The organism is Selenomonas oralis, assembly GCF_051603425.1.
Lineage (GTDB): Bacteria > Bacillota > Negativicutes > Selenomonadales > Selenomonadaceae > Selenomonas > Selenomonas sputigena_A.
This window is the reverse complement of record NZ_CP194411.1, coordinates 280039-305350: the sequence shown is the minus strand read 5'-3', so window position 1 is coordinate 305350 and position 25312 is coordinate 280039. Positions and strand designations below refer to the sequence as shown.

Annotated in this window: 25 protein-coding genes and 2 tRNA genes; 26 read left to right on the top strand and 1 reads right to left on the bottom strand. The window is 56.8% G+C overall.

The features are described from left to right. Positions 1–35: 35 nt before the first annotated feature. Positions 36–926: a polysaccharide deacetylase family protein gene (locus ACRTGH_RS01565; RefSeq protein ID WP_368847220.1), complete on the bottom strand. Its 891-nt coding sequence runs from the start codon at positions 924–926 to the stop codon at positions 36–38. Between the two features lie 138 nt (positions 927–1064). Here ACRTGH_RS01565 and ACRTGH_RS01560 point away from each other — a divergent pair. The 26 genes from ACRTGH_RS01560 (at position 1065) to folK (ending at position 25136) form a co-directional block, all read left to right on the top strand. Then, positions 1065–1142 (top strand) — tRNA-Arg (locus ACRTGH_RS01560). A gap of 135 nt (positions 1143–1277) precedes the next feature. Further along, a complete protein-coding gene (locus tag ACRTGH_RS01555) occupies positions 1278–1898 on the top strand; it encodes a TetR/AcrR family transcriptional regulator (RefSeq protein WP_368847221.1) in 621 nt (206 codons plus the stop codon). Continuing rightward, positions 1895–3094 (top strand): putative heme d1 biosynthesis radical SAM protein NirJ1, encoded by a 1200-nt coding sequence (gene nirJ1, locus ACRTGH_RS01550; protein WP_368847222.1) that lies wholly within the window; start codon positions 1895–1897, stop codon positions 3092–3094. Before ACRTGH_RS01555 ends, nirJ1 begins: the two co-directional genes overlap by 4 nt. Continuing rightward, on the top strand, positions 3091–4083 hold the full coding sequence (gene nirJ2, locus ACRTGH_RS01545) for a putative heme d1 biosynthesis radical SAM protein NirJ2 (protein ID WP_368847223.1): 993 nt from the start codon (positions 3091–3093) through the stop codon (positions 4081–4083). Before nirJ1 ends, nirJ2 begins: the two co-directional genes overlap by 4 nt. A gap of 53 nt (positions 4084–4136) precedes the next feature. Beyond that, a complete protein-coding gene (locus ACRTGH_RS01540) occupies positions 4137–4937 on the top strand; it encodes an HAD family hydrolase (RefSeq protein ID WP_368847224.1) in 801 nt (266 codons plus the stop codon). Positions 4938–5029: 92 nt separating this feature from the next. After that, positions 5030–5878 (top strand): histidinol-phosphatase, encoded by an 849-nt coding sequence (locus tag ACRTGH_RS01535; RefSeq protein ID WP_368847326.1) that lies wholly within the window; start codon positions 5030–5032, stop codon positions 5876–5878. Positions 5879–6415: 537 nt separating this feature from the next. Then, complete coding sequence (locus tag ACRTGH_RS01530; protein WP_368847327.1) at positions 6416–7339, top strand: hypothetical protein; 924 nt, start codon at positions 6416–6418, stop codon at positions 7337–7339. Positions 7340–7378: 39 nt separating this feature from the next. Then, positions 7379–9175: a translation elongation factor 4 gene (gene lepA / locus ACRTGH_RS01525; protein WP_368847225.1), complete on the top strand. Its 1797-nt coding sequence runs from the start codon at positions 7379–7381 to the stop codon at positions 9173–9175. A gap of 95 nt (positions 9176–9270) precedes the next feature. After that, complete coding sequence (gene hemW, locus ACRTGH_RS01520; RefSeq protein WP_368847226.1) at positions 9271–10434, top strand: radical SAM family heme chaperone HemW; 1164 nt, start codon at positions 9271–9273, stop codon at positions 10432–10434. Beyond that, positions 10421–12292 carry a glycosyltransferase gene (locus ACRTGH_RS01515; protein ID WP_368847227.1) on the top strand — a complete coding sequence of 624 codons (1872 nt, stop codon included), beginning with the start codon at positions 10421–10423 and terminating at the stop codon, positions 12290–12292. Before hemW ends, ACRTGH_RS01515 begins: the two co-directional genes overlap by 14 nt. Before the next feature lie 108 nt (positions 12293–12400). Next, positions 12401–12583 carry a YjfB family protein gene (locus ACRTGH_RS01510; RefSeq protein ID WP_368847228.1) on the top strand — a complete coding sequence of 61 codons (183 nt, stop codon included), beginning with the start codon at positions 12401–12403 and terminating at the stop codon, positions 12581–12583. Positions 12584–12760: 177 nt separating this feature from the next. Continuing rightward, positions 12761–13789 (top strand): heat-inducible transcriptional repressor HrcA, encoded by a 1029-nt coding sequence (gene hrcA / locus ACRTGH_RS01505; RefSeq protein ID WP_368847229.1) that lies wholly within the window; start codon positions 12761–12763, stop codon positions 13787–13789. Between the two features lie 64 nt (positions 13790–13853). Continuing rightward, positions 13854–14504 (top strand): nucleotide exchange factor GrpE, encoded by a 651-nt coding sequence (grpE, locus tag ACRTGH_RS01500; RefSeq protein WP_368847230.1) that lies wholly within the window; start codon positions 13854–13856, stop codon positions 14502–14504. A gap of 87 nt (positions 14505–14591) precedes the next feature. Then, positions 14592–16448 carry a molecular chaperone DnaK gene (dnaK, locus tag ACRTGH_RS01495; protein ID WP_368847231.1) on the top strand — a complete coding sequence of 619 codons (1857 nt, stop codon included), beginning with the start codon at positions 14592–14594 and terminating at the stop codon, positions 16446–16448. Positions 16449–16546: 98 nt separating this feature from the next. Continuing rightward, positions 16547–17719, top strand: a complete 1173-nt coding sequence (dnaJ, locus tag ACRTGH_RS01490) for a molecular chaperone DnaJ (RefSeq protein ID WP_368847232.1) — start codon at positions 16547–16549, stop codon at positions 17717–17719. A 138-nt stretch (positions 17720–17857) separates the two neighbouring features. Beyond that, the gene (locus tag ACRTGH_RS01485) at positions 17858–18724 is read left to right on the top strand and encodes an ABC transporter ATP-binding protein (RefSeq protein WP_368847233.1); all 867 of its coding nucleotides are present in this window, start codon (positions 17858–17860) and stop codon (positions 18722–18724) included. After that, complete coding sequence (locus ACRTGH_RS01480; protein WP_368847234.1) at positions 18724–19461, top strand: ABC transporter permease; 738 nt, start codon at positions 18724–18726, stop codon at positions 19459–19461. Before ACRTGH_RS01485 ends, ACRTGH_RS01480 begins: the two co-directional genes overlap by 1 nt. A gap of 22 nt (positions 19462–19483) precedes the next feature. Then, entirely contained in the window at positions 19484–20359 is an 876-nt protein-coding gene (locus ACRTGH_RS01475) for a metal ABC transporter ATP-binding protein (RefSeq protein ID WP_368847235.1), read from the top strand. After that, positions 20350–21189, top strand: coding sequence for a metal ABC transporter permease (locus tag ACRTGH_RS01470; protein WP_368847236.1), 840 nt, complete (start codon positions 20350–20352; stop codon positions 21187–21189). The genes ACRTGH_RS01475 and ACRTGH_RS01470 overlap by 10 nt, the downstream gene beginning before the upstream one ends. Positions 21190–21255: 66 nt before the next feature. Then, positions 21256–21708, top strand: coding sequence for a DUF3290 domain-containing protein (locus tag ACRTGH_RS01465; protein WP_368847237.1), 453 nt, complete (start codon positions 21256–21258; stop codon positions 21706–21708). Positions 21709–21721: 13 nt separating this feature from the next. Continuing rightward, positions 21722–22360: a DUF421 domain-containing protein gene (locus ACRTGH_RS01460; protein ID WP_368847238.1), complete on the top strand. Its 639-nt coding sequence runs from the start codon at positions 21722–21724 to the stop codon at positions 22358–22360. 174 nt (positions 22361–22534) lie between these two features. After that, positions 22535–22609 (top strand) — tRNA-Arg (locus ACRTGH_RS01455). A gap of 75 nt (positions 22610–22684) precedes the next feature. Beyond that, the gene (folE, locus tag ACRTGH_RS01450; RefSeq protein WP_368847239.1) at positions 22685–23242 is read left to right on the top strand and encodes a GTP cyclohydrolase I; all 558 of its coding nucleotides are present in this window, start codon (positions 22685–22687) and stop codon (positions 23240–23242) included. A gap of 4 nt (positions 23243–23246) precedes the next feature. After that, positions 23247–24194 carry a dihydropteroate synthase gene (gene folP, locus ACRTGH_RS01445; RefSeq protein WP_368847240.1) on the top strand — a complete coding sequence of 316 codons (948 nt, stop codon included), beginning with the start codon at positions 23247–23249 and terminating at the stop codon, positions 24192–24194. Continuing rightward, positions 24178–24540 carry a dihydroneopterin aldolase gene (gene folB / locus ACRTGH_RS01440; protein ID WP_368847241.1) on the top strand — a complete coding sequence of 121 codons (363 nt, stop codon included), beginning with the start codon at positions 24178–24180 and terminating at the stop codon, positions 24538–24540. The genes folP and folB overlap by 17 nt, the downstream gene beginning before the upstream one ends. Then, on the top strand, positions 24537–25136 hold the full coding sequence (gene folK, locus ACRTGH_RS01435; RefSeq protein WP_368847242.1) for a 2-amino-4-hydroxy-6-hydroxymethyldihydropteridine diphosphokinase: 600 nt from the start codon (positions 24537–24539) through the stop codon (positions 25134–25136). Before folB ends, folK begins: the two co-directional genes overlap by 4 nt. Positions 25137–25312: the final 176 nt, after the last annotated feature.

Sequence of the window (25312 nt, the reverse complement as noted above, 5' to 3'; positions counted from 1 at the left end):
CGGCTTTCCCAAATGCGGGGAAGCCGTTTTTGCGCTTAGCGCAGCGTCGGCGTCATGGGGGTGACGACGCCGAAGGAGAAGCCTTGCTCCTTGAGAAGATGGATGATCTCGGGCAGAGCCTCGACGGTTGTCTCATGGCCCGCGGCACAGTGCAGCAGGATGATGGCGGTTTGCTGTGTGTGTTCCTGCATGAGCTGCCCCGCCGCATTGGCAACGAGGTCGGCGGCCGGTACGGCGGAGCCGGCGCTATCGCCCGGATCGACGTTCCAGTCATGTTCGGCATAGCCCGACGCGGCCAGAGGCGCCCAATAGGCATCCGTGAACTGCCCGGAAGCGGTGCCGCCCGGTGCGCGGACGATCAGCGGCCTCATGCCGATCTGTTGGAAGATGATTTCATCCGTCTGCTCCATTTCGGCGAGAAATGCTTCGGGAGATGCGTAGACAGCCGCGTTGTCATGGCTGTAACTGTGGTTGCCGATGGCATGGTTTTCGTCGTGGATGCGTTTCAGGATATCGGGATGAGCCTCGACGTTCCTTCCGACGACATAGAAGGTGGCGGGAACGCCTTCGGCCTTGAGAATATCGAGGATGGCAGGCGTGTTCACGTCATCGGGGCCGTCATCGAATGTGAGGTAGGCGATGCGCCCCGATGCATAGGGCCGGATTTCCGGCAGGCTTGTCGTGAGTCCCCGGCTGCGCCGCTCGGCCAATGTATGCCGGTCATAGACGGGAAGCGTCGGATTTTCGAGCTGCAGGTTTGTAAATCCTGCGTCCGCGAGGACATAGAGGGCGCGCGGGGAAGGAGCGCCTGTTTCTTGTGGTGCAGGCGGAACACGTTCCGTTTTCGGTATGTCTGTGCCGCAGCCGGCGGCGATCATGATCGCCGCGAAAAGCAGCAGGAAAATCGTTTTGCTTGATTCGTGCATACAAAGGCCTCCGTTTCTTCGTGTTTTCTTTATTTTAGCAGACAGCGCCGGGAGGGGGAAGCTGTAAAATTTTTATTTGACAGACAGCGTATCCTATGCTAGAATAACGAATGTTGATTGTGAAAGCAGTCAGCCTGTGACTCAGTAGCTCAGTTGGATCAGAGTATTTGACTACGAATCAAAGGGTCGGGGGTTCGAGTCCCTCCTGGGTCACCATCTTGCGTTTTTGCGTCGGCAGAGGCCGACGCTTTCTTTTTGCAAAAAAAGATGAATCGCTTTCATAAATTCTTTTAAAATATCGTTCTTTCGGTTATAATGAAAGAACAGGAATGGGCAGCAGGAGGGATTCGTATGGGAGAAAAACTCAGCCGGCGCGAGCAGAAGAAACTCTATTCGCGCCAGGCTATTCTCGATGCGGCGACGCGGCTTTTTCAGAGCCGCGGCCTTGAAGATGTTTCGATCGCGGACATCATGAACGAAGCCAATCTTGGAATCGGTACGTTCTATAATTATTTCGGCTCCAAGGAAGATGTCCTCATGGAACTTCTCAGCCGCATCATGCAGGAAATCGCGGAGAAGGCGCGGGCGCTTTCTGCGGGAAAGAGGCCGGTGCCCGATGTTTTGCGTGAGCTTTTCCTCGCGGCAGCTTCGCTTCTCGCAGAGAACCGCTTCGTCCTGCCGCTCTTCCTCCATGCGGCTCAACAGGCTGCAATGCCTGAGGGTGTGCAGGCGGAGAGCTCTGCGCCGCCGTTTACCTCGCTTTTTGTGCGCCTCGTCGAGGCGGGCCAGAAGAGCGGCGAAATTCGCAGTGATATCCCTGCAACCGTCATCACGGAGCTTTTCCATTCGCTTTTCCAGGCGGCGGCATTCAGCCGTCTGGGAATTTCCTTCGAGGAAAATGTGCGGATGAAGCTGGATTTGATTTTGGATGGGGCGCAAGCCCATAAGGACAGGAAGGGAAAGCAGCCATGATCAGCGTTACAAAACTTCTTTTTGCGCGCGAATACTTCGGCGATTCGCTGCGCTATACGAAAAATGCGCACCGCATGAGAAACGGTGCGGCGGAGGGCATGGGCCCCGTCGTTGTATGGAACTCGACGAAGACCTGCAACCTCAAGTGCCGTCATTGTTACATGAGCTCGGATGCGAAGAAGTATAAGGACGAGATGACGACGGAGGAGGCGAAGCGTTTTATTGACGATCTCGCCGACTTCCGCGTGCCCGTCCTGCTGTTTTCGGGCGGTGAGCCGTTGATCCGCCCGGACTTTTTCGAGCTTGCGGCATACGCGGCGGAAAAGGGCGTGCGGCCGACGCTTTCCACAAACGGCACCTTGATCGATCGCGCGACGGCGCAGCGCATCAAGGATATCGGCGTGGGCTACGTCGGTATCTCTCTGGACGGCCTCAAGGATGTCAACGATAAGTTCCGCGGCGTGGACGGCGCCTATGCGGCGGCGATGCGCGGCATTGAAAACTGTACGGCAGTCGGCCAGCGCGTGGGACTCCGCTTTACGATCAACCATCACAATATCATGGAGCTGGAGAATATTTTTGACTTTATCGAGGAGAAGGGCATCAACCGCGTCTGTTTCTACCACCTTGTCTATTCCGGCCGCGGCAATGCGATGATGGATGAGGATGTGACAGCTGAGGAGTCGCGCCGCGCCATGGATATCATCATTCGCCGCACGCGCGATTTCGAGGAGCGCGGACTGGAAAAAGAGATCCTGACGGTGGACAACCATTGCGACGGCATCTACATCTATCTCAAGACGCTGGCCGAACAGGGCGAGGATGCGGCAGAGAAAGTCTGGAAATATGTCTCGATGAATGGCGGCAACCGTTCGGGCATCGCCTTCGGCGAGGTCGATCCGTTGGGCTATGTGCATCCAGACCAGTTCACGCAGCACCATACCTTCGGCAATGTGCGCGAGAGGAAGTTCGGTGAAATATGGACGGATACGGAAAACAACGATATTTTGGCGGGGCTCAAGGACAGGAAGCCGCTTTTGAAAGGTCGATGTGCCGTCTGTCAATACCTCCCGTGCTGTAATGGCAACTTCCGCACACGGGCGGAGGCACGCACGGGAGACTTCTGGGCAAGCGACCCATCCTGTTATCTGACAGATGAGGAGATCGGCTTTGTGCGGGAGGAGGCGGCGATTTGATTATTTCCTGGAACACGACGAACGCCTGCAATATGTACTGTAAGCACTGCTATCGCGATGCGGGCTGCAAGGCGGAGGAAGAGCTTTCGACGGCAGAAGCGAAGAAGCTTCTGGACGAGATTGCGCGCGCGGGATTCAAGATCATGATTTTTTCGGGCGGGGAGCCTTTGATGCGCCCCGATATTTTGGAGCTTGTGGCTCATGCGACGAAACTCGGCCTGCGCTCGGTATTCGGCACGAACGGTACGCTGATCACGCCTGAGATGGCGCGTGATTTGAAGGCGGCGGGTGCCATGGGCATGGGCATTTCGCTCGATTCCATGCATCCCGGGAAGCACGATACCTTCCGCAGCTTCCCGGGCGGCTGGGCGGGGGCTGTCGAGGGCATGAAGAATTGCCGTGCGGCGGGCTTGGCCTTCCAGATTCATACGACGGTCATGGACTGGAACGAGAAGGAACTGGAGGCGATCACGGATTTTGCCGTCGAGCTCGGCGCTGTGGCGCACCATTTCTTTTTTCTCGTGCCGACGGGACGCGCCGAAAGCATCGAGGAGGAATCCCTGCGCGCCGAGGCTTATGAGAGTGTCCTGACGCGCATCATGAAGAAGTCGGAAGAGGTCGATATCGAGCTCAAGCCGACATGTGCGCCGCAGTTCCTGCGCATCGCGGGGCAGATGGGCATAAAGACGCGCTTTAGGCGCGGCTGTCTCGCGGGACTCAGCTACTGCATCATCAGTCCGCGCGGCAAGGTGCAGCCTTGCGCCTATCTCAACATGGAGCTTGGCGATGTAAGGAAGACGCCGTTCGATGAAATCTGGAAGAACAGCGAAGTGCTGAACAAACTGCGCACCCTCGAGTATTCGGGAGGCTGCGGCACCTGCGATTACAAGCGAGCCTGCGGCGGCTGCCGCGCACGCGCCGCCTACTACAACGACGGGGACTACATGGCGGAAGAGCCGTGGTGTCTCTACCATGGACGCCGCGGTTAGGGTGGAATTGCAGGGAAGAAGGATGAAAAACAGCGGCGGGAAAGGCTGATGGTATGATAAAGCTGATATTTTGCGATATGGACGGCACCCTGCTCGATGAGGCGGGCGACCTCCCGCAGGAGCTGGGCGGCGTCTTGGCGGAGCTCAAGGAACGCGGCGTGATTTTTGCGCCTGCAAGCGGCCGTCAGTATGCAGCGCTTTTGCGCCATTTTCGTCCATGGGCGGACGATTTGCTCTTTTGTGCAGAAAATGGCGCCTATGTCGTGCGGCAAGGCAAGGAGATTTCGTCCGATACCATAGCGCCTGCTTTTTGCAGGGAGATTTTGCGCCGTGCGGCGGCGATTCCGGAAGCTTATGCCGTTTGGTGCGGCAAGGAATGCGCTTATGTGACGAGCCGCAACGAGGAATTTTTCCGCCAGATGACGTATTACTACACGGAATACCGCATCGTAGCGGATTTTTCCGAGGTGCGGGATGAGGCGATCAAGTTCTCCTTCTGCGACCCCCTGCATGCCGATGCCGAGCATACGATTTATCCCGGTCTGCGCACGCTTGGGGAGGATGTCAAGGTCGTCGTGTCCTCGGAGTATTGGATCGACATCATGAACAAGAGGACGAACAAGGGGGCGGCCGTGCGCCGCGTGCAGGAGCTCCTCGATGTGAAGCCTGAGGAGTGCATGGCGTTCGGCGATTATCTCAACGATATCGAAATGCTCGGGGCCGTGGGAGAGAGCTATGCGATGGAGAATGCGCATCCGGAGGCCAAGGCTGCGGCAAAGCATATCGCACCTTCCAATCGTGAGCATGGCGTGATGCGCGTCCTGCGCCGCCTGTTGGATGAAGGAAGGATTTAGTGCGGGCCGGCCGTCATGCAGGGAAGCGTCAGGACGAAAGAGCCGAGACGCTGCTTTCGGCAGGGAAGAAAAAAGAAAGGCAAGCGAAGCAAATGAAACTCGATTATCACATGCATCTGGAATACGGCTCCTATGATGAAAACTGGGCGGAGGGTTTTTTTCGTGCGGCAGGGGAGCGCGGCGTGGCGGAAATCGGTTTTTCCGAGCACAGCCATACCTTTCCCGAATTTGAGGCGCTCTACTACGAGGATCTCGTGCTGGACGATTCCTTTATCGGCAGTTTCCAGCAGAAATGGCTGAAAAAGAACAAGTTCAAGTACACGCTTGACGAGTATTTTTCCTTTATGGAAAAGCTTAGAAAGAACCATGCGGTCAAGACGGGCATCGAGGTCTGCAACTTCCAAGATCAGAAAAAAGTGGCGGAAATCCTCGGTCGCTGGGACTTCGACTATGTCATCGGTTCGGTTCATTTCATCCGGGGCTGGGCGTACGATTCTTCGGAGATCAAATCGCATTGGGAGGAGCTTTCGCTGCGGGACATTTACGAATGGTATACGGAAGAAATCGAGAAACTCTGTGCCTCGGGGCTTTACGATGTGCTTGGGCATCCGTTCAACATCCGCCTCTTTTGCCATTTCCCCGATTTCGATGCCGTGCCGTTCTTGGAGCGTGCCGTAAATGCTATGGAAAAGGCATCCATGGCTGTCGATATCAATACGGGGACGCTCTATCGCTACCCCGTCAAGGAAATCTCACCTTATGAGGACTTCATGCGCTTGGCGGCAGCGCATCATCTGCCCGTCATCACCACTTCGGATGCACATAAGCCGGAGGATGCCGGCGCATACAACGACGAGGCCGTCGCCTATGCGCGCCGTTTCGGCTACGAAACGACGCTTCGCTTCAGCCGCAGGGAGCGTGAAGTCGTACCGCTGGGGTAAACCCGCGATGCGAAATCGGCTGTTTTTCTTCCCCCGTTCGCGGGGGAAGTTCTGCTTTCCGGCTATGGGCACGGTAAGGGACTTTTAAAAAGCTACACGCACAAACGTCCACGTTGTGGACATTGTCCGCCGCCCTTACAGAAACCCGGGGAAGCGCTGATAAATTCAGCCCGCCATCTCAGCGCATCTTTTCCGCTCGCTCGGCGTCGACAAACCGGACGCATAGCCCCGCTATGCGTCCGGTTTGTCTTCTTGATCGAACGAAAAATCTGCCCCGATCTGACGGACTTCATTTTATCAGCACTTCCCCGCCAATCAGTCTGCGCCCTTGGGAGCTTGCCTTCTTGGGCTTTCACGCTAAGCTACACGCACAAACGTCCACGTTGTGGACATTGTGCGCCGCCCTTACAGAAACCTAGCCAATCGGTCTGCGCCTTCAGCTTGACCTCTTGGGGTTTCATGGTAAAATAGAATATGTGGAGTTATTGAGGAGTTCTTAAGGAAAGAAGGGAAAAGGAGGAAATTATTTTGGGAAAGATGCTCCGGAATTTTATCGGCATCGTCTGTTCCGTGCTTTTTTTTGCTGCACTGTCGTCTGCTGCGATGGCGGCGCCCCCTACGGATGAAGGTTGGTATTGGCTCAATTCCGATGCAAAATACAGCAAATTCTTTGCGCCGCAGGAAGTTCGTGTCATCAAGAGCCTGAATATTGCAGGGATGGAAAATCCCATCCCGACCGTCATACAGGGCTGGGTCAAGACGGGGTTCAGCTACGGCGGAGCGCAGGAGACTATCGCCAATTACGGCATCCAGGACATTGTGCCGGATCCTGCGGCTCTCGCCTGCAGCCTTGCACTCGTCGAGGTCAATCCGCAGAACCGCACCTTGCGCTATCTGGAAGAGGATTTCTATGACGGCGCGGGCAATATCATCTGGTCGAACCATACGGCGCGTTCGGAAAAGGAAATGAATTCCCAGCAATACGACGAGACTTTTTACGCAGCGATTGTCGACAACGTTTTTGGCATGGGCGAACTTGATCGGCTGACGGCTGATGATCGCTGGCTCGATCTCTGGAAGGTGAAGACGAACGAAGGCGCCGAAGAGAGCGCTATTGCCGATACGTCGACGATGCGCATCAAGGGCGAACATCTGATTTTTTGGGAATGGATTTCCAAAAAGGATGCGGCCGGTACCGTAACGGAAGTGCAGTTCCTGAAAAAAGCGCTGAATGTGCCGATGGGAACGGTCAGCATCAAGTCCGGCAGAGTCTGGACGCCTGCAGGCGGCTGGCAGGGACTGGAGGAAACCGACCTCACGTTCCGCGGCATCCCGCAGGGAAGCAAGGAATATGCGGGCCTTATGCGTCTCAGGACATATACGGCGAGCCATATGGCTTGGCTTTATCGCTACAGTCTCGAGCCGGGAGCGCAGCGGCGGATTCTGCGCGACGAGGATTAAGGCGCGTGCAGGCTGTGCGCCGCAAGGAAGGATTTTTTGATGCAGAACAAGTATATTCGCAATTTCTCGATCATTGCCCATATCGATCATGGAAAATCAACGCTGGCCGATCGCTTGATCGAAAGCACGGGGACGTTGACAGAACGTGAAATGGAAGCACAGGTTCTTGACAATATGGAGCTCGAGCGCGAACGCGGCATTACGATCAAGGCGCAGACGGTTCGACTGCATTACAAGGGCAAGGACGGTGAGGTTTACGAGCTGAATCTCATCGACACTCCGGGACATGTCGATTTCACCTATGAGGTGTCGAGAAGCCTTGCGGCCTGCGAAGGGGCGCTGCTCGTCGTCGATGCTGCGCAGGGCGTCGAGGCGCAGACGCTTGCCAATGTCTACATGGCTCTGGAACATGATCTCGAGATCATTCCTGTGATCAATAAGATTGATTTGCCCAGCGCCGAGCCTGACCGCGTCAAAGAAGAGATCGAGGAGGCCATCGGCCTTGACGCCTCGGATGCGATCCTTACGTCGGCCAAGACGGGCGAGGGCATCGAGGCGATCCTTGATGCAATCGTTGAGCGCGTGCCGCCCCCCTCCGGTGAGGACGAGGCGCCGCTGCGCGCACTGATTTTTGACTCTTATTTCGATTCCTACAAGGGCGCCATCGCCCATATTCGGCTGATGGACGGATATATAAAGAAGGGCATGGAGCTCAAGATGATGGCGACGGGCAAGACCTTCGAGGTGACGGACGTTGGCTGCTTCCGCCCGGCGCCCGTTGATGTAGGTGAACTCTCCGCAGGGGAGGTCGGTTTCGTTGCGGGCAGCTTGAAGAATGTGCGCGACGTGCTCGTCGGCGATACGATAACGAGTGCAAAGAAACCTGCGCCCGAGCCTTTGCCCGGCTATCGCGGCGTGACGCCGATGGTCTACTGCGGCCTCTATCCCGTGGACAGTGCCGATTATGACAACCTCAAGGATGCGCTCGAGAAGCTGCAGCTTAACGATGCGGCGCTTATTTTCGAGCCGGAGACCTCGATTGCGCTCGGCTTCGGCTATCGCTGCGGTTTTTTGGGGCTTCTCCATATGGATGTCATACAGGAACGCCTGGAGCGCGAGTACGGCATGAAGCTCATCACGACGGCGCCCTCCGTCATCTACCACGTTCACAAGACGAACGGCTCGATGCTGAAGGTTGACAATCCCTCGAAGCTGCCGCCGGCAACGGAAATCGATTTCATCGAGGAGCCGTTTGTCAAGGCGACGGTCATCGTGCCCAAGGATTATGTCGGGCCGGTCATGGAGATCTCACAGGAAAAGCGCGGTACTTTCGAGAGCATGGACTATCTCGATACGAACCGCGTCATGATCATCTATCACATTCCGCTGAGTGAAATCATCTACGATTATTTCGATCGCCTGAAATCCGCGACGCGCGGCTATGCCTCGCTTGACTACGAGCTTGCCGACTATCGCCAGTCGCGTCTGGTAAAGCTCGACATCCTGCTGAACGGCGACCCTGTCGATGCGCTCTCGACCATCGTTCATGCCGACCGGGCCGCGACACGCGGCCGTCAGCTGGCGCAGAAGCTCAAGGAGATCATTCCGCAGCAGATGTTCGAAATCCCGATCCAGGCGGCTGTCGGCAACAAGATCATCGCTCGCGAGAACGTGCGCGCCATGCGCAAGGACGTGCTCGCCAAGTGCTACGGCGGCGATATATCGAGAAAGCGCAAGCTGCTCGAAAAGCAGAAGGAAGGCAAGAAACGCATGAAGGCGGTCGGCAGCGTCGAGGTGCCGCAGGAAGCTTTCATGGCAATCTTGAAGATCGACTGATTCTCGCGGCATCCTGCACGCCCGTTTCGCTGCGGGAGAGCGCAAAGCATCTGCAGGAGCTGCGCGGAGGATGCGGAAAGCAAAGAGGCGACAGGATGGAGCATTTTGGCGTTTATATCCACATTCCCTTTTGCCGCCGCAAGTGCTTTTATTGCGACTTTCCTTCCTATGCGGGGGAAGAGGCGCTGATGGGGCGTTACCGAGAAGCCCTGTGCCGCGAGATTGCGGCGCAGGGCTCTCGCTGTCTGCAGGAGGGGGCGGCGCGCACCGTTTACATCGGCGGCGGCACGCCGACGGCGCTTTTCGCCTCCGACCTCCTCGCTGTTGTCGCCGCCGTGCGCTCTGCCTTTCGTCTGACGGGCGAGGAGGAGTTCACGGTTGAGGCGAATCCCGGTACGGTCGATGCAGCTCTTCTCACGCATCTGCGAAAAGCGGGCGTCAACCGCTTGAGCTTCGGTGTGCAGTCGTTTTCCCAACCGCTTCTGCGTGCAATCGGGCGCATCCATACGGCAGGGGAGGCCGAGGAGGCCGTGCGCATGGCGCAGGGAGAAGGCTTTCGCGTGAGCCTCGACCTCATGTATGGGCTGCCGCAGCAGACGCTTGACGATCTCAAGGCGAGCGTCGAACGTGCGGCTGCTCTCGCTGTCGGCCATATCTCTGTCTACGGCCTTGCCGTCGAGGAGGGGACGCCCTTTGCACGAATGGAAGCGGAAGGCAGGCTCGCACTGCCGACAGACGATGCGGCAGGCGATATGTACGATTACATCACAGAGCAGCTGCCGCACCTAGGGTATCGCCGCTATGAAATCTCGAACTACGCGAAGGCGGGGGAGGAGAGCCGCCATAATCTTGCCTACTGGCAGGATGTGCCTTACATCGGCCTCGGCGCGGCGGCGCACTCGTATTGGCAGGGGCGGCGCACGGAGAACGAGGAGGACATACGCCGTTATATCGCGTGCATCGAGGAAGGGCGTGCACCCGCAAGAGAAGAAGAGCCCGCTTCGCGTGAAAACCATATTGAAGAATTCGCCTTCCTCGCGCTTCGCACAGCTGAAGGCATCGACAAGCATCGCTTCAGGAAAAAGTTTGAGACGGATATCGGAGAAATCTACGGGGAGGCGATCCGGCGTTTAAAAAAAGCGGGACTGCTGGAGGAAACAGCCTCAGCGATCCGCCTGACAAAACAAGGCATGAAATTCGGCAACCGCGTTTTTGAGGAGTTCTTATTAGAGAGGAATGGGATTTATGGGGAAGAATAATTACGATACGCCGTTGGATGCAGAGGGCTGGGGCGGACTTTACAATGAATCTATGTTGGAGCAGGTTGTTCATACGGTGAAAAATAATTTGCTCGTATCGTGGAGCCGCAAGATGCTTGAAATGACGCAGCCCGGGGATCGCGTACTGGAGATTGGCTGCGGCAGCGGCGAAACATCCCTGGCGCTCGCTTTGGCGGGGCGGCGTGCTACGGCGATTGATTATTCGGAGTCAAGCGTTGCTTTGGCACGACGTGCGGCCGAGGTGCTCGGCGTTTCCCTTGATGTGCGGCTCGTCGATGCGACAAAGAAGCTGCCGTTTCCCGATGATAGCTTTGATTTTGCCTTTCAGGCAGGGCTCTTGGAACATTTTCAAAAAGAGGAGCGCATCCGTTTGCTTGCTCTCTGGCGTCCCGTTTGCCGTACGATGGTTTCCATGATACCGAATGCGCACTCTCTTGCCTATCATGCAGGAAAATATCTGCTGGAAAAAGCGGGGGCTTGGCCGTGGGGCTTGGAGATGCCGCAGGACTCGCTGCTCGATGAATTTCTTTTGGCCGGCTATGGAAATGTGCGCGAAAGCACTTTGGACGCAATGCATGCGGTGCGTGCTTTTTTGCCGGAAGGGCATTATCTTCGCACGGCATTGGAACGATGGTTCACGGAAGAGCCGGAGGCAGGCATCATGGGACAAGGCTACCTGCTTCTGACTGTGGGCGATCATACAAGAGGCGATCAAGGGCATCCTGAGAATGAGGCAGCGCCGAAGATTTCTGTCGTCCTTCCTGTCTATAACGGCGAACGATATCTTCGCGAATCTCTTGACAGTGTGTTGGCACAGACCATGGAAGACTTTGAGCTCATCGTCGTGGACGACTGCTCTACGGATACGACGCCGGCGATTCTTGCAGAATATGCTGCACGCGACCCGCGCATCCACATCATCCGCAACAGAGAAAACCAGAGGCTGCCGCGATCTCTCAATATTGGCTTTGCCGAGGCGCGGGGAAAATATTTGACATGGACGTCGGATGATAATGTGTATCTACCGGAAGCTTTTATGCGTATGGCGGACTATCTCGACCGTTTTCCCGAAACGATGATGGTGAACGCTTCTCTGGATATGATGGATGAAGCAGGCAATGTGACGCATGATGAAAGCGATCGATTTGATGCGGATCCCGTGATGTCGTTTTACGACAATCGTATCGGAGCGTGCTTTCTCTATCGCAGAGAGGTTCCGGAAGAGATTGGCGGCTATGATCCGGAGATGTTTCTTATCGAGGATTACGAATACTGGATGCGCATCATGCTGCGTTATGGACGCATAGGGCATATCAAGGAGGTTCTCTATCATTACCGCGAACATGCGGGGAGTCTGACGACAACACGCAAAAACGAGGTCGCCAAACAGTCTTTCAAAGCGCGTTGCAAGCATTTGCGGGAGATTGTGCCGCGAATCATAGAAGATCGTGCTTTGACAGTGCTTTTTTTCTGCCATGGTTTTGTCGCACATGAATGGCAGGAAGAGCAAAAAGAGATCTTTTATGAATATCTGCCGGAACTTCGCAGGATTGCTTTTCTTGAGAGCCGGAAGCCGTTGATCATTTACGCCTATGACGAGCAGTATGCTCGTTTTGCCGTGCAGCAGAATGGGGGCAATGCAGCTTTTATCGCTGTGAAAGACATAGACGGCAAGGGCGAACAATGGGAGGGCGTTCCGTTGATCGCAGGCGAAGAATTGCGGCAGAAAAAGGAAACGTATGAAATTTTAGTGGCTTCCCATGTGGCGGATCTTTATGAAGCTTTGGAAGATCTGGGGAACTGGGGCGTGGAGAAGTGCGGCATCGTACTCGCATGAAGAAATCACGGATGATATGTGCGCACTGCAAGGTGTGGAAGATCGGGGTGAAACTTAAGCGTTTCGCCGAAGATCACGATAAAAGAAACAAAGGAAGGGGGCATGGGTATGGATATGAGCATTGCGGCGATGTCGGTTGATATGAGCCAGGCGCGCTACACGCAGCAGCTCGGCATTTCGGTCATGAAGATGGCGATGGATACGACCGAGGAGGCTGTCGGCGAGCTTCTTGAAGAATTGGGCGGAAGCCTTGACCCCACGCTGGGAAACAATATTGATATTGCGGTATAAGAAGGGGAGGCGCAGAGCCTCCTCTCTTTTCTTTTTCATAGAGCAAAACTTTTTTGCAAAGGTCAAAAAAACATGTTGACTTTTTGACCTTTGTCGTGTATATTTTAGTCATGGGTTAGCACTCAAGCGGATTGAGTGCTAACAGCATGGCTATGAATCTTGTTGGGGGGTGTGAAAATGCTTGATGAAAGGAAGCGGCGCATCCTGCAGGCGGTCATCGATGACTATATCTCGTCGGCAGAGCCGGTCGGCTCGCGTGCGGTTGCACGGCGGCACGACCTCGGCGTCAGTCCGGCGACAATCCGCAACGAGATGGCGGATCTTGAAGAGATGGGCTATCTGGAGCATTTGCACACGTCCTCCGGGCGCATCCCTTCCTCGAAGGGCTATCGTCTTTATGTGGACAATCTTCTTTCTCCTGCGCCGATCGGCGAGAGAGAAAAGGTGCTGATCGATCGCTGGTACAAGGCAAGGGTGAGGCGCATCGAGAGTGTGTTTCAGGAGACGGCGAAAGTTATTTCACGCGTCACGAGGAATCTCGCGCTTGTGCTTGCGCCGCAGCTTGCGCAGGTGTCCTTTCGCACACTGCAGTTTCTGCCCCTTGATGCCGAGCGGGTCATTGCCGTTCTCATGACGGATGCAGGCTTTGTGGAAAACCGTGTCTTAAAGATGCCGTCCGGTTCTGACTTTCATGATTTCCAGCGTATGGCGGAGATCATCAACCGATGTTTGACGGGCGAACGCCTGGCTTCGATCGGTTCTGCGGTCTTGAAGCGCATCCGCGCGGAAGTGATGGACGAATCGCTTTATCAGGCAGCGCTGGAACTGATTCATGAGGCGCTGGATGAGGAGAAAAAGGAGCAGCGGCTCTACCTCGGCGGTACGACGGAGATGCTGGAGCAGCCGGAATTCCACGACGTGGGGCGTGTGCGCTCGCTCCTCTCCCTACTGGAAGAGGAAGAGCTTGTGAAAGGAATCCTGCAAAAACAGGCGCGGGAGGGACTTGCCGTCACGATTGGACGTGAGAATGAGTACAGCGGCATACAGGACTGCAGCGTCATTACGGCGACGTATCATCTGGACGGCGAGCGTCTCGGCACGATTGCCGTTCTCGGCCCCACGCGCATGGAGTACGGCAAGGCTATGGCGCTTTTGGAGTATCTGAACTGCCATATAGCCAGGGTCGTCGAGCCTTTCCGCTGGTAGCGGCGCAATACAGGACGTGCTTTTCCGCCGGCAGCGGACGGGCATGGAATAAGAGGTGAAGGAAATGCCATCATTCATGAAGGATGAGATGAAGAAGAAGGACGAGGAAAAGCTCGAGGAAATGAAGCGGGAGATTGACGAGGCGGAAGCGGCGGAAGCTGGCGGAGAAAGCGATGATGAACCGGCTTTCGAGCCTGGAGAGGCAGAAACGGCCGAAGGGAATCCCGAGGATGCCGAGGCGGCCGAAGAGGCTGAAGGCGGGGAACTCAGCGGACGGGTTCAGCAGCTCGAAAATGAGCTGCAGGAGAAGGATGCCCAGATGCTCCGCCTGCGCGCGGATTTCGATAATTTCCGGCGCCGCTCCCAAAAGGAGCGTGAGGAGCTTGGCGATGTCGTCATACAAGGCATTATCACGGATCTTCTGCCGCTTCTGGACAATTTCGAGCGAGCTCTTTCCGCAGAAGTTCCCGATTTGGACAGCTTCCGCACAGGCGTTTCCATGATCTATAAGCAGATGCAGGAGCTGCTGGCAAAAAATGGGCTTGAGCCCATCGAGACGGAAGGGAGGAAATTCGATCCGAACTTTCATCAGGCCGTCATGCGCGTTCAGGATCCTGAAAAGGAGGACGACATGATTGAGCAGGAATTGCAAAGGGGCTATATGGTCAAGGGGCGTGTCGTGCGCCCGAGCATGGTGCAGGTCGTTTCGAATTAAGACAACAGAGGATTTATCCTTAGCATAGATTTTCAGGGAAGCATTGGATTTTTGGTGCTTTCCGCAAACAATAGGAGGAGTTTCATCATGGCAAAAGCAATCGGTATTGATCTGGGAACAACTAATTCCGTCGTTTCCGTTATGGAGGGCGGCAAGCCGGTCGTCATTACGAATCCGGAAGGCAGCCGCTTGACGCCGTCCGTCGTCGGTTTCACGAAGACGGGCGAGCGCCTCGTCGGCCAGCTGGCAAAACGCCAGGCCGTTTCGAATCCCGACCGCACGATCGCGTCGATTAAGCGCCACATGGGCGAGAAAGACTACAAGGTTTCGATCGACGGCAAGGATTATACGCCGCCGGAGATTTCGGCGATGGTGCTGCAGAAGCTCAAGGCGGATGCGGAAGCCTACCTCGGCGAGACGGTGACACAGGCGGTCATCACGGTGCCGGCGTACTTCAACGACAGCCAACGTCAGGCGACGAAGGACGCGGGAAAGATCGCGGGCCTCGATGTGCTGCGCATCGTCAACGAGCCGACGGCGGCATCTTTGGCATACGGCGTCGACAAGGGCGGTGAGCATACGGTTCTCGTCTTTGACCTCGGCGGCGGTACGTTCGACGTTTCGATTCTCGAGCTCAGTGAGGGCATGGTCGAGGTCAAGGCGACGAGCGGCGACACGCACCTCGGCGGCGATGATTTTGACCACGCCGTCATGAACTGGATGGTCGCGGAGTTCAAGAAGGAAAACGGCATCGATCTCTCTGCCGACAAGATGAGCGCACAGCGCCTCCTCGAAGCGGCGGAAAAGGCAAAGATCGAGCTTTCGAGCATGATGGAAACGCCGATCAACCTGCCGTTCATCACGGCGGATGCTACGGGGCCGAAGCATCTCGATCTGAAGCTCACGCGCGCCAAGTTCGACGAGCTCACGCATGACCTCGTCGAGCGCACGATGGGACCGACGCGTCAGGCTATGTCGGATGCGGGTCTTTCGCCTTCGGACATCGACAAGGTGCTGCTTGTCGGCGGATCCTCGCGCATTCCTGCCGTGCAGGAAGCCATCAAGGGCTATTTCGGCAAGGAGCCGGACCGCAGCGTGAATCCGGATGAGTGCGTTTCCATCGGTGCGGCGATCCAGGCAGGCATCATCGTCGGCGAGGTCAAGGACATGCTGCTCCTCGACGTCACGCCGCTCTCCCTGGGCATCGAGACCTTGGGCGGCGTTTCGACGAAGCTCATCGAGCGCAACACGACGATTCCTGTCAGGAAGAGCCAGGTCTTCTCGACGGCAGCGGACAACCAGCCGTCTGTCGACATCCACGTCCTGCAGGGCGAGCGTGAGATGGCTGCGGGCAACAAGACGCTCGGCCGTTTCGAGCTTTCCGATATTCCTCCTGCGCCGCGCGGCGTTCCGCGCATCGAGGTCGCCTTTGACATCGACGCGAACGGCATCGTGCATGTTTCCGCGAAGGATCTCGGTACGGGCAAGGAGCAGAAGATCACGATTCAGTCCGACAGCGGCATGAGCAAGGACGACATCGACCGCATGGTCAAGGAAGCCCAGGCGCATGAGGCTGAGGACAAGAAGCAGAAGGAAGCCGTAGAGATCAGAAACCGCGCCGATTCGACCGTCTATCAGGCGGAGAAGGCGATCAAGGATCTTGGCGACAAGGTCGACAAGGCGAAGGCGGACGAAGTGCAGGCCGCTGCCGACAAGGTCAAGGAGGCTTTGAAGGGCACGGACAACGACGCCATCAAGAAGGCGACCGAGGAGCTTGAAAAGCCGCTCTACGAGATGAGCGCGGCGGCATACCAGCAGGCGGGCGGCCCGGAAGCCGCAGCCGGTGCGGGTCCGCAGCCGGGCGCTGACTCTTCTTCCGGTGCGAAGGCCGATGATGAGAATGTCGTCGATGCTGAGTACACGGAAGTCAAGGACGAGAAATAAGCGTATGAACGACGGAGGGTGTGGAGCGTGGGGTTCATGCTCCACACCTTTGTTGCTATAGATGTTATGGGCGCCATGGGCGCTATGAGGTGTTTGTTGTGAGTGAGAAACGCGATTACTATGAGGTGCTCGGCCTCCAGAAAGGCGCTTCGGAGGCGGATATAAAGAAAGCCTTTAAAAAAATGGCGCGCAAGTACCATCCGGATTTGAACCGCGACAAGCCGCAGGAAGCCGCCGAAAAGTTCAAGGAAGTCAATGAGGCGTATCAGGTGCTCTCCGACCCGCAGAAGAAAGCGACGTACGACCAGTTCGGACACGCGGCTTTTGAAGGCGGCGGCGCAGGCGCAGGCGGCGGTGGTTTCGGCGGCTTCGGTGGTTTCGGCGGCGGTGGTTTCAGCGGTTTCGGCGGCGGGGACATGGGCGACATCTTTGACATGTTCTTCGGCGGCGGGCGCGGTGGCGGGCGGCGTCCGGCCGGCCCGGAGACCGGCGACGATCTGCGCTATGACCTTGAGCTTACGTTCGAGGAGGCGGCTTTCGGAAAGGAAGTCGAGCTTAGCATCCCGCGTACGGAGAACTGCGATGCCTGTCACGGCACGGGCGCGGCGGAGGGAACGAAGCCGGAGACCTGCCCCGAGTGCCATGGCACGGGGCAGGTGCAGCAGGCACAGCGCACGCCGCTGGGGAATTTCATGACTTCACGCCCCTGCAGCCGCTGCGGCGGTACGGGACAGGTCGTGAAGAATCCTTGTAAAAAGTGCGGCGGTTCGGGGCACAGACGCACGAACAGCAAGGTCAAGGTCAAGATTCCGGCCGGCATAGATCAGGGACAGCGCGTGCGAATTCCCGGCGCAGGCGAGGCCGGCCGGCGCGGCGGCGCGAGCGGCGATCTTTACGTCTACATCTATGTGCGGGAGCATAAGCTTTTCCGGAGAAGCGGCGCCGATGTCATCAGCGAGGTGCCGATTTCCTTTGTGCAGGCGGCGCTCGGCGATACCGTGGCCGTACCGACCATCGACGGCAAAGCCGATCTCAAGGTTCCGGCAGGCATCCAGTCCGGCACGGTGCTCAGAATGCGCGGCAAGGGCATCCCGCATCTTCGCGGCTCGGGACGCGGCGACCAGCATGTGCGCATCAAGGTTTTGACTCCGCAGCGCCTTACGGCGAAGCAGAAGGAAGCCCTGAAGGCGTTCGGCGATCTCTGCGGCGAAAGTGTCAATCCCGAGCAGCAGACGTTTACGGATACGCTGAAAAAATTTTTTAAAGGATGATAGCATAAAAGGAGCTGCTGCAGCAGCTCCTTTTTGCGCGCTTGGATATTTTTCCTCCGTATGGTTGACGGGCGGCGTTCTCTGTAGTAATCTACTAAAAATAAAGAGGAAAATGGGAGAAATCTGGGGGGCAGAATCTTGATTCGCGTAGAAAATCTTGTAAAGGAATTCCCTCATACGGACACGGCGGGGAAAAAAACCGCGAAGCGGGCCGTTGATGGAATTTCTTTTGCTGTCGAGCCGGGAGAGATCTTTGGGCTTCTGGGTCCGAACGGTGCGGGAAAAACGACGACGATCCGCATGCTGACCATGCTCACACAGCCGACGGAAGGCCGGATTTTCTACGGAGGGGAACCGCTTGCGGGCCATGAGGCGCGAATCAAGAAGTTGATCGGAGTCGTGCCGCAGCAGGTGAATTTCGATCAGGATTTGACGGCGGGCGAGAACCTCGAGCTTCATGCCCGTCTGCACCATATAGGGGCGAGGGAGCGCCGTGAGCGCATTGCCGAGCTTCTGCATTTTGTCGAATTGGAAGACGTGGGGCGCGATCCCGTGCGCCGCCTTTCGGGCGGCATGAAGCGACGGCTGCTGATTGCGCGCGCCCTCATACATCGGCCTCGGATTCTCTTCCTCGATGAACCGACGGTTGCGCTCGATCCGCAGGTGCGGCGGCGCATTTGGGAGGTCATCCGCCGTATGGCGCATGACGGCGTGACGGTGCTTCTGACGACGCATTACATCGAGGAGGCGGAGAGCCTCTGCGCGCGTGTTGCCATCATGAACCGCGGCCGTCTCTGTGCGTTGGATGCGCCTCACACCCTGACGGAAAGGCTCGGGCGCTTCGTCGTTGAGTGGGACGGCGCGGAGGGACGCGAGTATCGCTATTTTCCGCTGCGCGAGGAGGCTGCCGCCTTTGCGGCGGGGCTCGAAGCTGCGGCAGGCATCCGCCGCTCCAGCCTGGAGGATGCGTTTATCGAAATCACGGGGCGAAAGGAGGGGCTGTAGTGCTTTATGATATATGGACGGTTTTCTGGCGCGACTGGATTGTTCTGAAGCGTCGCCTTGCGAAGTTCATTCTGAGCCGCATGGTTGCGCCTCTCCTCTATCTCGTTGCTTTCGGCTGGGGGCTTGGGCGAAGCATCACGGTATCCTCGGGTACATATCTCGATTTTCTCGTACCGGGCATCTTGGCGCTGAACTCGATGAATATCAGCTTCAACAGCGTGATACCGGTGCATGCCGAAAGGATTTACCACAAGAGCCTGGAGGAATATCTTGTGGCGCCGCTTCAGCCCGAGGCCTTCGTCATCGGCAAGGTGCTCGCGGCCGTGCTGCGCGGCCTTATATCGTCCGCCATCATCTTGGTGCTGGCATTTTTTTTCGGAGCGCATATTGAAATCACACCGTTCTTTCTGCTCGTACTCGTCCTGAACTGCGTGATCTTTGCTGAAATCGGCTTTTTTGCGGCGATGAAGATCGAGACGTATGAGGAGATGGGACAGGTCAACACCTATGTCCTGCTGCCGATGTCGTTTCTTTGCGGCACGTTTTTCTCCACGCAGGCTCTGCCCGATGCGGTGCGGCTTCTCATCGAGCTTTTGCCGCTCACGCATGCGAGTTATCTCTTGCGCGGTTTGGGCGCCGGTACGGAGGTGGCCTGGGGATCCGCTGCCGTACTCGCCTTTTATGCGCTCTTTTGCTTCGTTCTCTCGAGCCGTGCCTTTCGCGCTCTGACGCGCTGACCTTTCGGAAAGGGGAATTCCTTTGTTCAAAACCATTCTGCATCATCGTGCCCGTTCAGCCGATGACTGTGGCCATCTCTGCTGCACGAAAATCGAGGATTTTTCGGTTTCTTTCGGACGTGTGGAGATTTTTTCCCATGTGAATCTGCATGTGCACTGCGGTCAGCTCACGGCGCTGATCGGGCCCAACGGTGCCGGGAAGTCGACGCTTCTGCGGGCCATCCTTGGCGAGATACCGCACGGCGGTACGCTGCATTACACCGATGCTGAGGGAAAGCGCACAGGTCATCCTGTCATCGGTTATGTGCCGCAGTACCTGCACTTTGACGTGAGCTCGCCGACGAGTGTCATGGATATCTTCATGGCTTGTCTTTCCCGGCGTCCTGTCTGGCTCTGCTCAGCCGGAAAGCTGCGTCCGCGCGTCATGAAGAGCTTGGCTCGCGTTCGCGCCGAGCATCTCGTCGACCGTCGCCTCGGCGCGCTTTCGGGCGGGGAGCTGCAGCGCGTGCTTCTGGCGCTGGCGCTTGATCCCGTGCCGGATTTGCTGCTTCTCGACGAACCTGTTTCGGGCGTCGACCAAAACGGTCTCGAGCTTTTTTATAATATTGTGGCTGAACTGCGCGCGCAGGAGGACATGGCCATCATTCTGATTTCGCATGATTTGAACCTCGTCGCCAAGTACGCCGATCAAGTCGTGCTTCTCGACCATGAAGTCGTGACAAGCGGCACGCCGTCCGAGGTTTTTTCCGATGCTCGTACAAAGAAGATTTTCGGTATGCTCGCCGGTGCGGAAATTGCGGACGGCTCCTTGGAGACGGGGGCGCTGGATGAGGCGGGAACCGCAGGGGCCGATGCCTTGCCTGAAAGCGGGAGAGGGGAGGAAGGCGGATGGAAATGATCTATACGCTTCTCGGCTCATTGCCGGCTGCCTGGCTGCAGCACGGCTTCATGCAGAACGCCTTTCTCGCCGTCCTCCTCGTGACGCCGCTCTTCGGGCTTTTGAGTACGATGGTTGTTTCCAACCGCATGGCTTTTTTCTCGGACTCTTTGGGCCACGGAGCCTTTACGGGACTTGCCCTCGGCGTGCTGCTCGGCTGGTTTTCGCCGCGCTTCTCTCTCGTCATTTTCTCCGTCGTTTTTGCGTTTCTCATCACCTATATCAAAAGCCGGAGCAGCGCCTCGACGGATACGATCATCGGCGTTTTCTCCTCGACGGGCATCGCCCTCGGCCTCATGCTTATGAGCTATGGCGGAGGGTTCAATAAATTTTCCTCGTATTTGATCGGGGATTTGCTTTCGATCTCGCCGGAAGAAATCCAGGCGCTCTTTTTCGTGTTTCTTGCTGTCGTTCTCGTTTGGGCCGTGGTATTCAATTCGCTTCTCGTGCTCTCCATCAACCCGTCCTTTGCGAGAAGCCGAGGGATACCGGCCTTCTTCGTTGAGGCGCTTTTCGCTTCCGTGCTTGCCGTCGTCGTCGCCGTCAGCATCCAGTGGGTCGGGCTCCTCATCATCAATTCACTTCTCGTGCTGCCCGCTGCCGCTGCCCGCAATATCGCGCAGGATGTCAAGGGCTACCATCTGCTCTCCGTCGCCATCGCACTCTTTTCCGGCGTCACGGGCCTCGTCGCCGCCTATTACTGCAATATGGCGGCAGGGGCGACCATCGTCGTTGTTTCCGCCGTCGTTTTTTTTCTGACCTTAGCGCTGAAACCGTACTTCGTGCGCTGATTTTTGCCGGCGGGGGTTCCCGCAAGATTGCCGGCAATGCCTGTTTCCTCTAGAGGAGGTGCTTTTTTGCAGTTTTATACGTATGCGTATATCGTTGCTCACAGTCAGCTCAACAATCTTGTGGAGTATATTCTCTCGTTCCTGGCACTTGCAGCGCTGCTCTTCATGATTCTCAAGTATTTCAGGAACCGCCTCGTCACGCGCTACCGCGATCTCATCGTCATTTTGTTTCTCGCCGTCGCATTTCTTGGCGGCAATCAGTGGAACAACTACAGCAAAACAAGGGATGATACAGAGCAGACCTCGCGCATGGCCTCTTTTTTGAATAATTTGGCCGAGGAGATGCAGCTTTCTCCCGAGGAGATCCGCACGAATTCCACGCATTTGAAACAGGGAATGCTCGTTGAGACCGGGGGCGATTACTACGAGGTGACTTTCAATGCGGACTATACCTCTTTCAAATATGAGAAAACACATCTGATGACACGCGATGTAAAAATTGTCGACAAGGATATGTAAGGGGGCAATCCATATGCTGATATATTCTGCAGTGCTCTTGAAGCTGGCGCTTGGACTTTTGTGCCTTGTTCTGCAGATCAATCTTCTCGGGAAGGGAAATCTTGCGCCGAGTTCCGCGACCGACCAAGTGCAGAACTATGTCCTCGGCGGCATCATCGGCGGCGTCATTTACAATGACGCCATTTCTGTGCTGGAATTCATACTCGTGCTCATCGCCTGGACGATGCTTGTCCTGATCCTGAAATACTTGAAGGCGACGAACGGTTCCGTCAAATCATTCATCGACGGCAATCCCTCTGTGCTCATCGAACGCGGTAAGCTCGATGTGGAGGAGTGTATGAGGCATGGGCTTCTGGCGCATGACATCCACTTGAAGCTGCGCATGGCGGGCGTCTATTTCATCAAGGACGTGAAACGCGCCGTGCTTGAGCCGAACGGACAGATCACGGTCATCCAGTACGGTGAGCAGAATGCGCGTTACCCGATTGTTCTCGACGGGCAGATTGACGACGACGCTCTCGACCTTATTGACAAGAACCGCATCTGGCTCGATGCAGCTCTCAGGGAAATGGGCTATAACCTCAAGGATGTGTTCATCGGTGAATACAGGGACGGGGCGCTGGCGGTCTATCCGTATGAAGTTCTCAAATGAGAGGTGGCAAGGAAACGGATAAATTCAGCCCCCATTTTCACACATCGGCGCGGCCCTCACGTCTTACAGAAATCTATTATTAGCGTGGCCTTAACCCAGCAATCTTCCCCGGCGACGGCGAGATGCAAATAAGAATTGACATTTCCCATGAAAAGATGATATATTGTCCTTAATGCGCTCGTAGTCCAGTGGATAGGACGTTAGCCTCCGGAGCTGAAAGCGTGGGTTCGACTCCCGCCGAGCGCACCATTTTGAAAGGATTTTACGAGGGCGCGGATTTCGCGCCCTTATTTTCATATCGTTTGCAGGAAGGCAGGGGATTCGGTGAACGAAAAGGCAAGCGCGGCGATGCGTCAATTTCTTGCAGCTATGGGACTTGATCTTGCGGCAGAGGGCATGGAGCGTACGCCGGAACGGGTGACGGAAATGTTCGAGTGGCTTTTCGGCGGCTGTGGGAAGACGGCGGATGCGGCCTGGGGAGAACTTTTTGAGACAGAAACGCGGGGGCTTACAGCTGTGCAGCATATTCCGTTTTATTCGCTTTGTGAGCATCATCTCGTGCCGTTTTTCGGCGAGGTGCATATTGCCTATCTGCCGGGAGACGGGAAGATTGCAGGCTTCAGCAAATTCGTGCGCGTCGTCGATATCCTGGCGCGGCGGCCGCAGCTGCAGGAGCGCCTCACGCGCGAAATCGCGGAGGCCGTTTCCCGGGGTTTGGGCGCCGAGGGGGTGCTCGTCGTTGTTGAGGCGCAGCAGCTTTGCATGATGATGCGCAGCGAGGCCGCGCCGGGGACGCGGACGCTGACTTCTGAGGCAGACGGCTGCATTGCCGACGACGCTGGGCTTAGGCGCGAAGCATGGGAGCTGCTGCGGAGGGGGTGATGATATGGAAAGAAGAGCGACGGACGGGGCGTGCACGGACACGGCTTTGCGGCAGGAAGGCGGATTTGCCCTGCCCTCGGCGCGTCCTAGGCGCATCTATCGCCTGCCCTCGGGCAAGGAGCTGACGATTGGTGCAAAATCGCTTGTCATGGGCATACTGAATGTGACGCCCGATTCCTTTTCGGACGGCGGCAAATGGAATACATTGGACAAGGCGCTCGCTCACGCCTTGCAGATGGTGGAGGACGGCGCCGACATCATCGACATCGGCGCGGAGTCCTCGCGCCCCGGTTTTGTTCCCGTAGGCGCGGAAGAAGAGCTTTCGCGTCTGGCGCCGTTTCTTGAGCGCATTGCGCCCGAGATTCCCGTGCCGCTGTCCATCGACACCTTCAAGGCCGAGACGGCGCGGGAGGCGCTTCGTCTCGGTGCGGATATCCTCAACGATATATGGGGGCTGCAGTATGCGCAAGAGACGCGCGGGGCGATGGCGCGCATTGCGGCGGAAAAGGGTGCGCCGGTCGTCGTCATGCACAACCGGAAGGACACGCATTACGCGAAGGATATCATCGCCACAATGAAGGATTTTTTCCGCGAAAGTATTTCTATTGCCGATGCGGCAGGGCTTTCCAGAGAGTTGCTGCTGCTCGATCCCGGCATTGGCTTCGGCAAGGAACCGGCGGCGAATCTCATCGTACTGCATCGCCTCGCAGAGCTTGCGGAGCTTGACGGCGAGCGTTATCCTCTGCTTCTTGGCGCGAGCCGCAAGAGCTTTATCGGATATGCGCTGGGGCTTCCTGTCGAGGAGCGTCTGGAGGCGACAGGGGCGGCCTGCGTGCTCGGCATGGCGGCAGGATGCTCCGTTCTGCGCGTGCATGATGTGAAACCGGTCGTGCGCATGTGCCGCATGGCGGATGCCATATTGGAGGGAAGGAAGTATGCAGGACAGGATTGAACTTTTGGGGATGGCCTTTTTCGGCTTTCATGGCTGCCTGCCGGAGGAGCGGGGAGAAGGACAGAAATTTCTCGTCGATGCCGTGCTTTATCTCGATATGCAGAAAGCCGGGAAGACGGATGATCTGAGCCATACGGTGAACTATGCAGCTGTTTTTGACTCGATCCGCAGCATTGTCGAGGGGACGCCGCGAAACCTCATAGAAAGGGTGGCGGAGGAAATCGCTTCCCGCATTCTCGCTGAGTATCCCCTGCAGCGCATCGAAGTCGCCGTGCACAAGCCCATGGCGCCTATAGGCGGCGATTTTCAAGATGTTTGCGTGCGTATCGAGAGGAGCCGCACATGAGCCGCAGGACGTGCTCTCGTATACTGAAGACGGGAGAGGAAATGCGTCCCGGACTTGCGTCCGCTCCCTATCTCATCTATATCGGTCTTGGCGCAAACATGGGCGACCGGCGCGCTTCCTTGCGGCGGGCCCTGCGCCTGCTCGCGCATCTGGAGGATACCCGGCTTGTTCGTGTATCCTCTTTTTATGGTACGCCGCCTTGGGGCGATACGGAACAGGACGATTTCATCAATGCCGTCGCCGTATTCAGGACGCGTCTTCTGCCGCTCGTTCTGCTGCGTCGGGCACAGGCCGTCGAGCGCGCCCTGGGGCGTGTTCGACGCACGCATTGGGGGCCGCGCACGATCGATATCGATTTACTCTGTGCGGACGACGGCACGGGGGACGGAAACCTTGTGCTGCAGCTGCCCGATCTCTGCCTGCCGCATCCCTATCTTGAGAAACGCGCTTTCGTGCTTCTGCCCCTTCTGGAGATTGCGCCCGGGATGCTCGTCGGAGGAAAATCCCTGTCTTCCTGCATGGAATGCCTGCCCGAAGCGGCTGCCTGCCGTCGCCTCTGCGCGCCGCCGTCCTTTGCTGTACGTCATGTGTTGTAATGCCGGAAAAGCATTTAGATGACGGCTTTGCCCGCTTTTACGGCAGAGGTCTTATTTCATGGAGAGGATATCAGAATGAAGAATAATAAAAAGAAGGATTTCCGCCTCGCTGAGCGAGAATGAGCCGGTCATGATATAATGATGAGAATAGATGCTGCGAGGTCGAATGATCCACT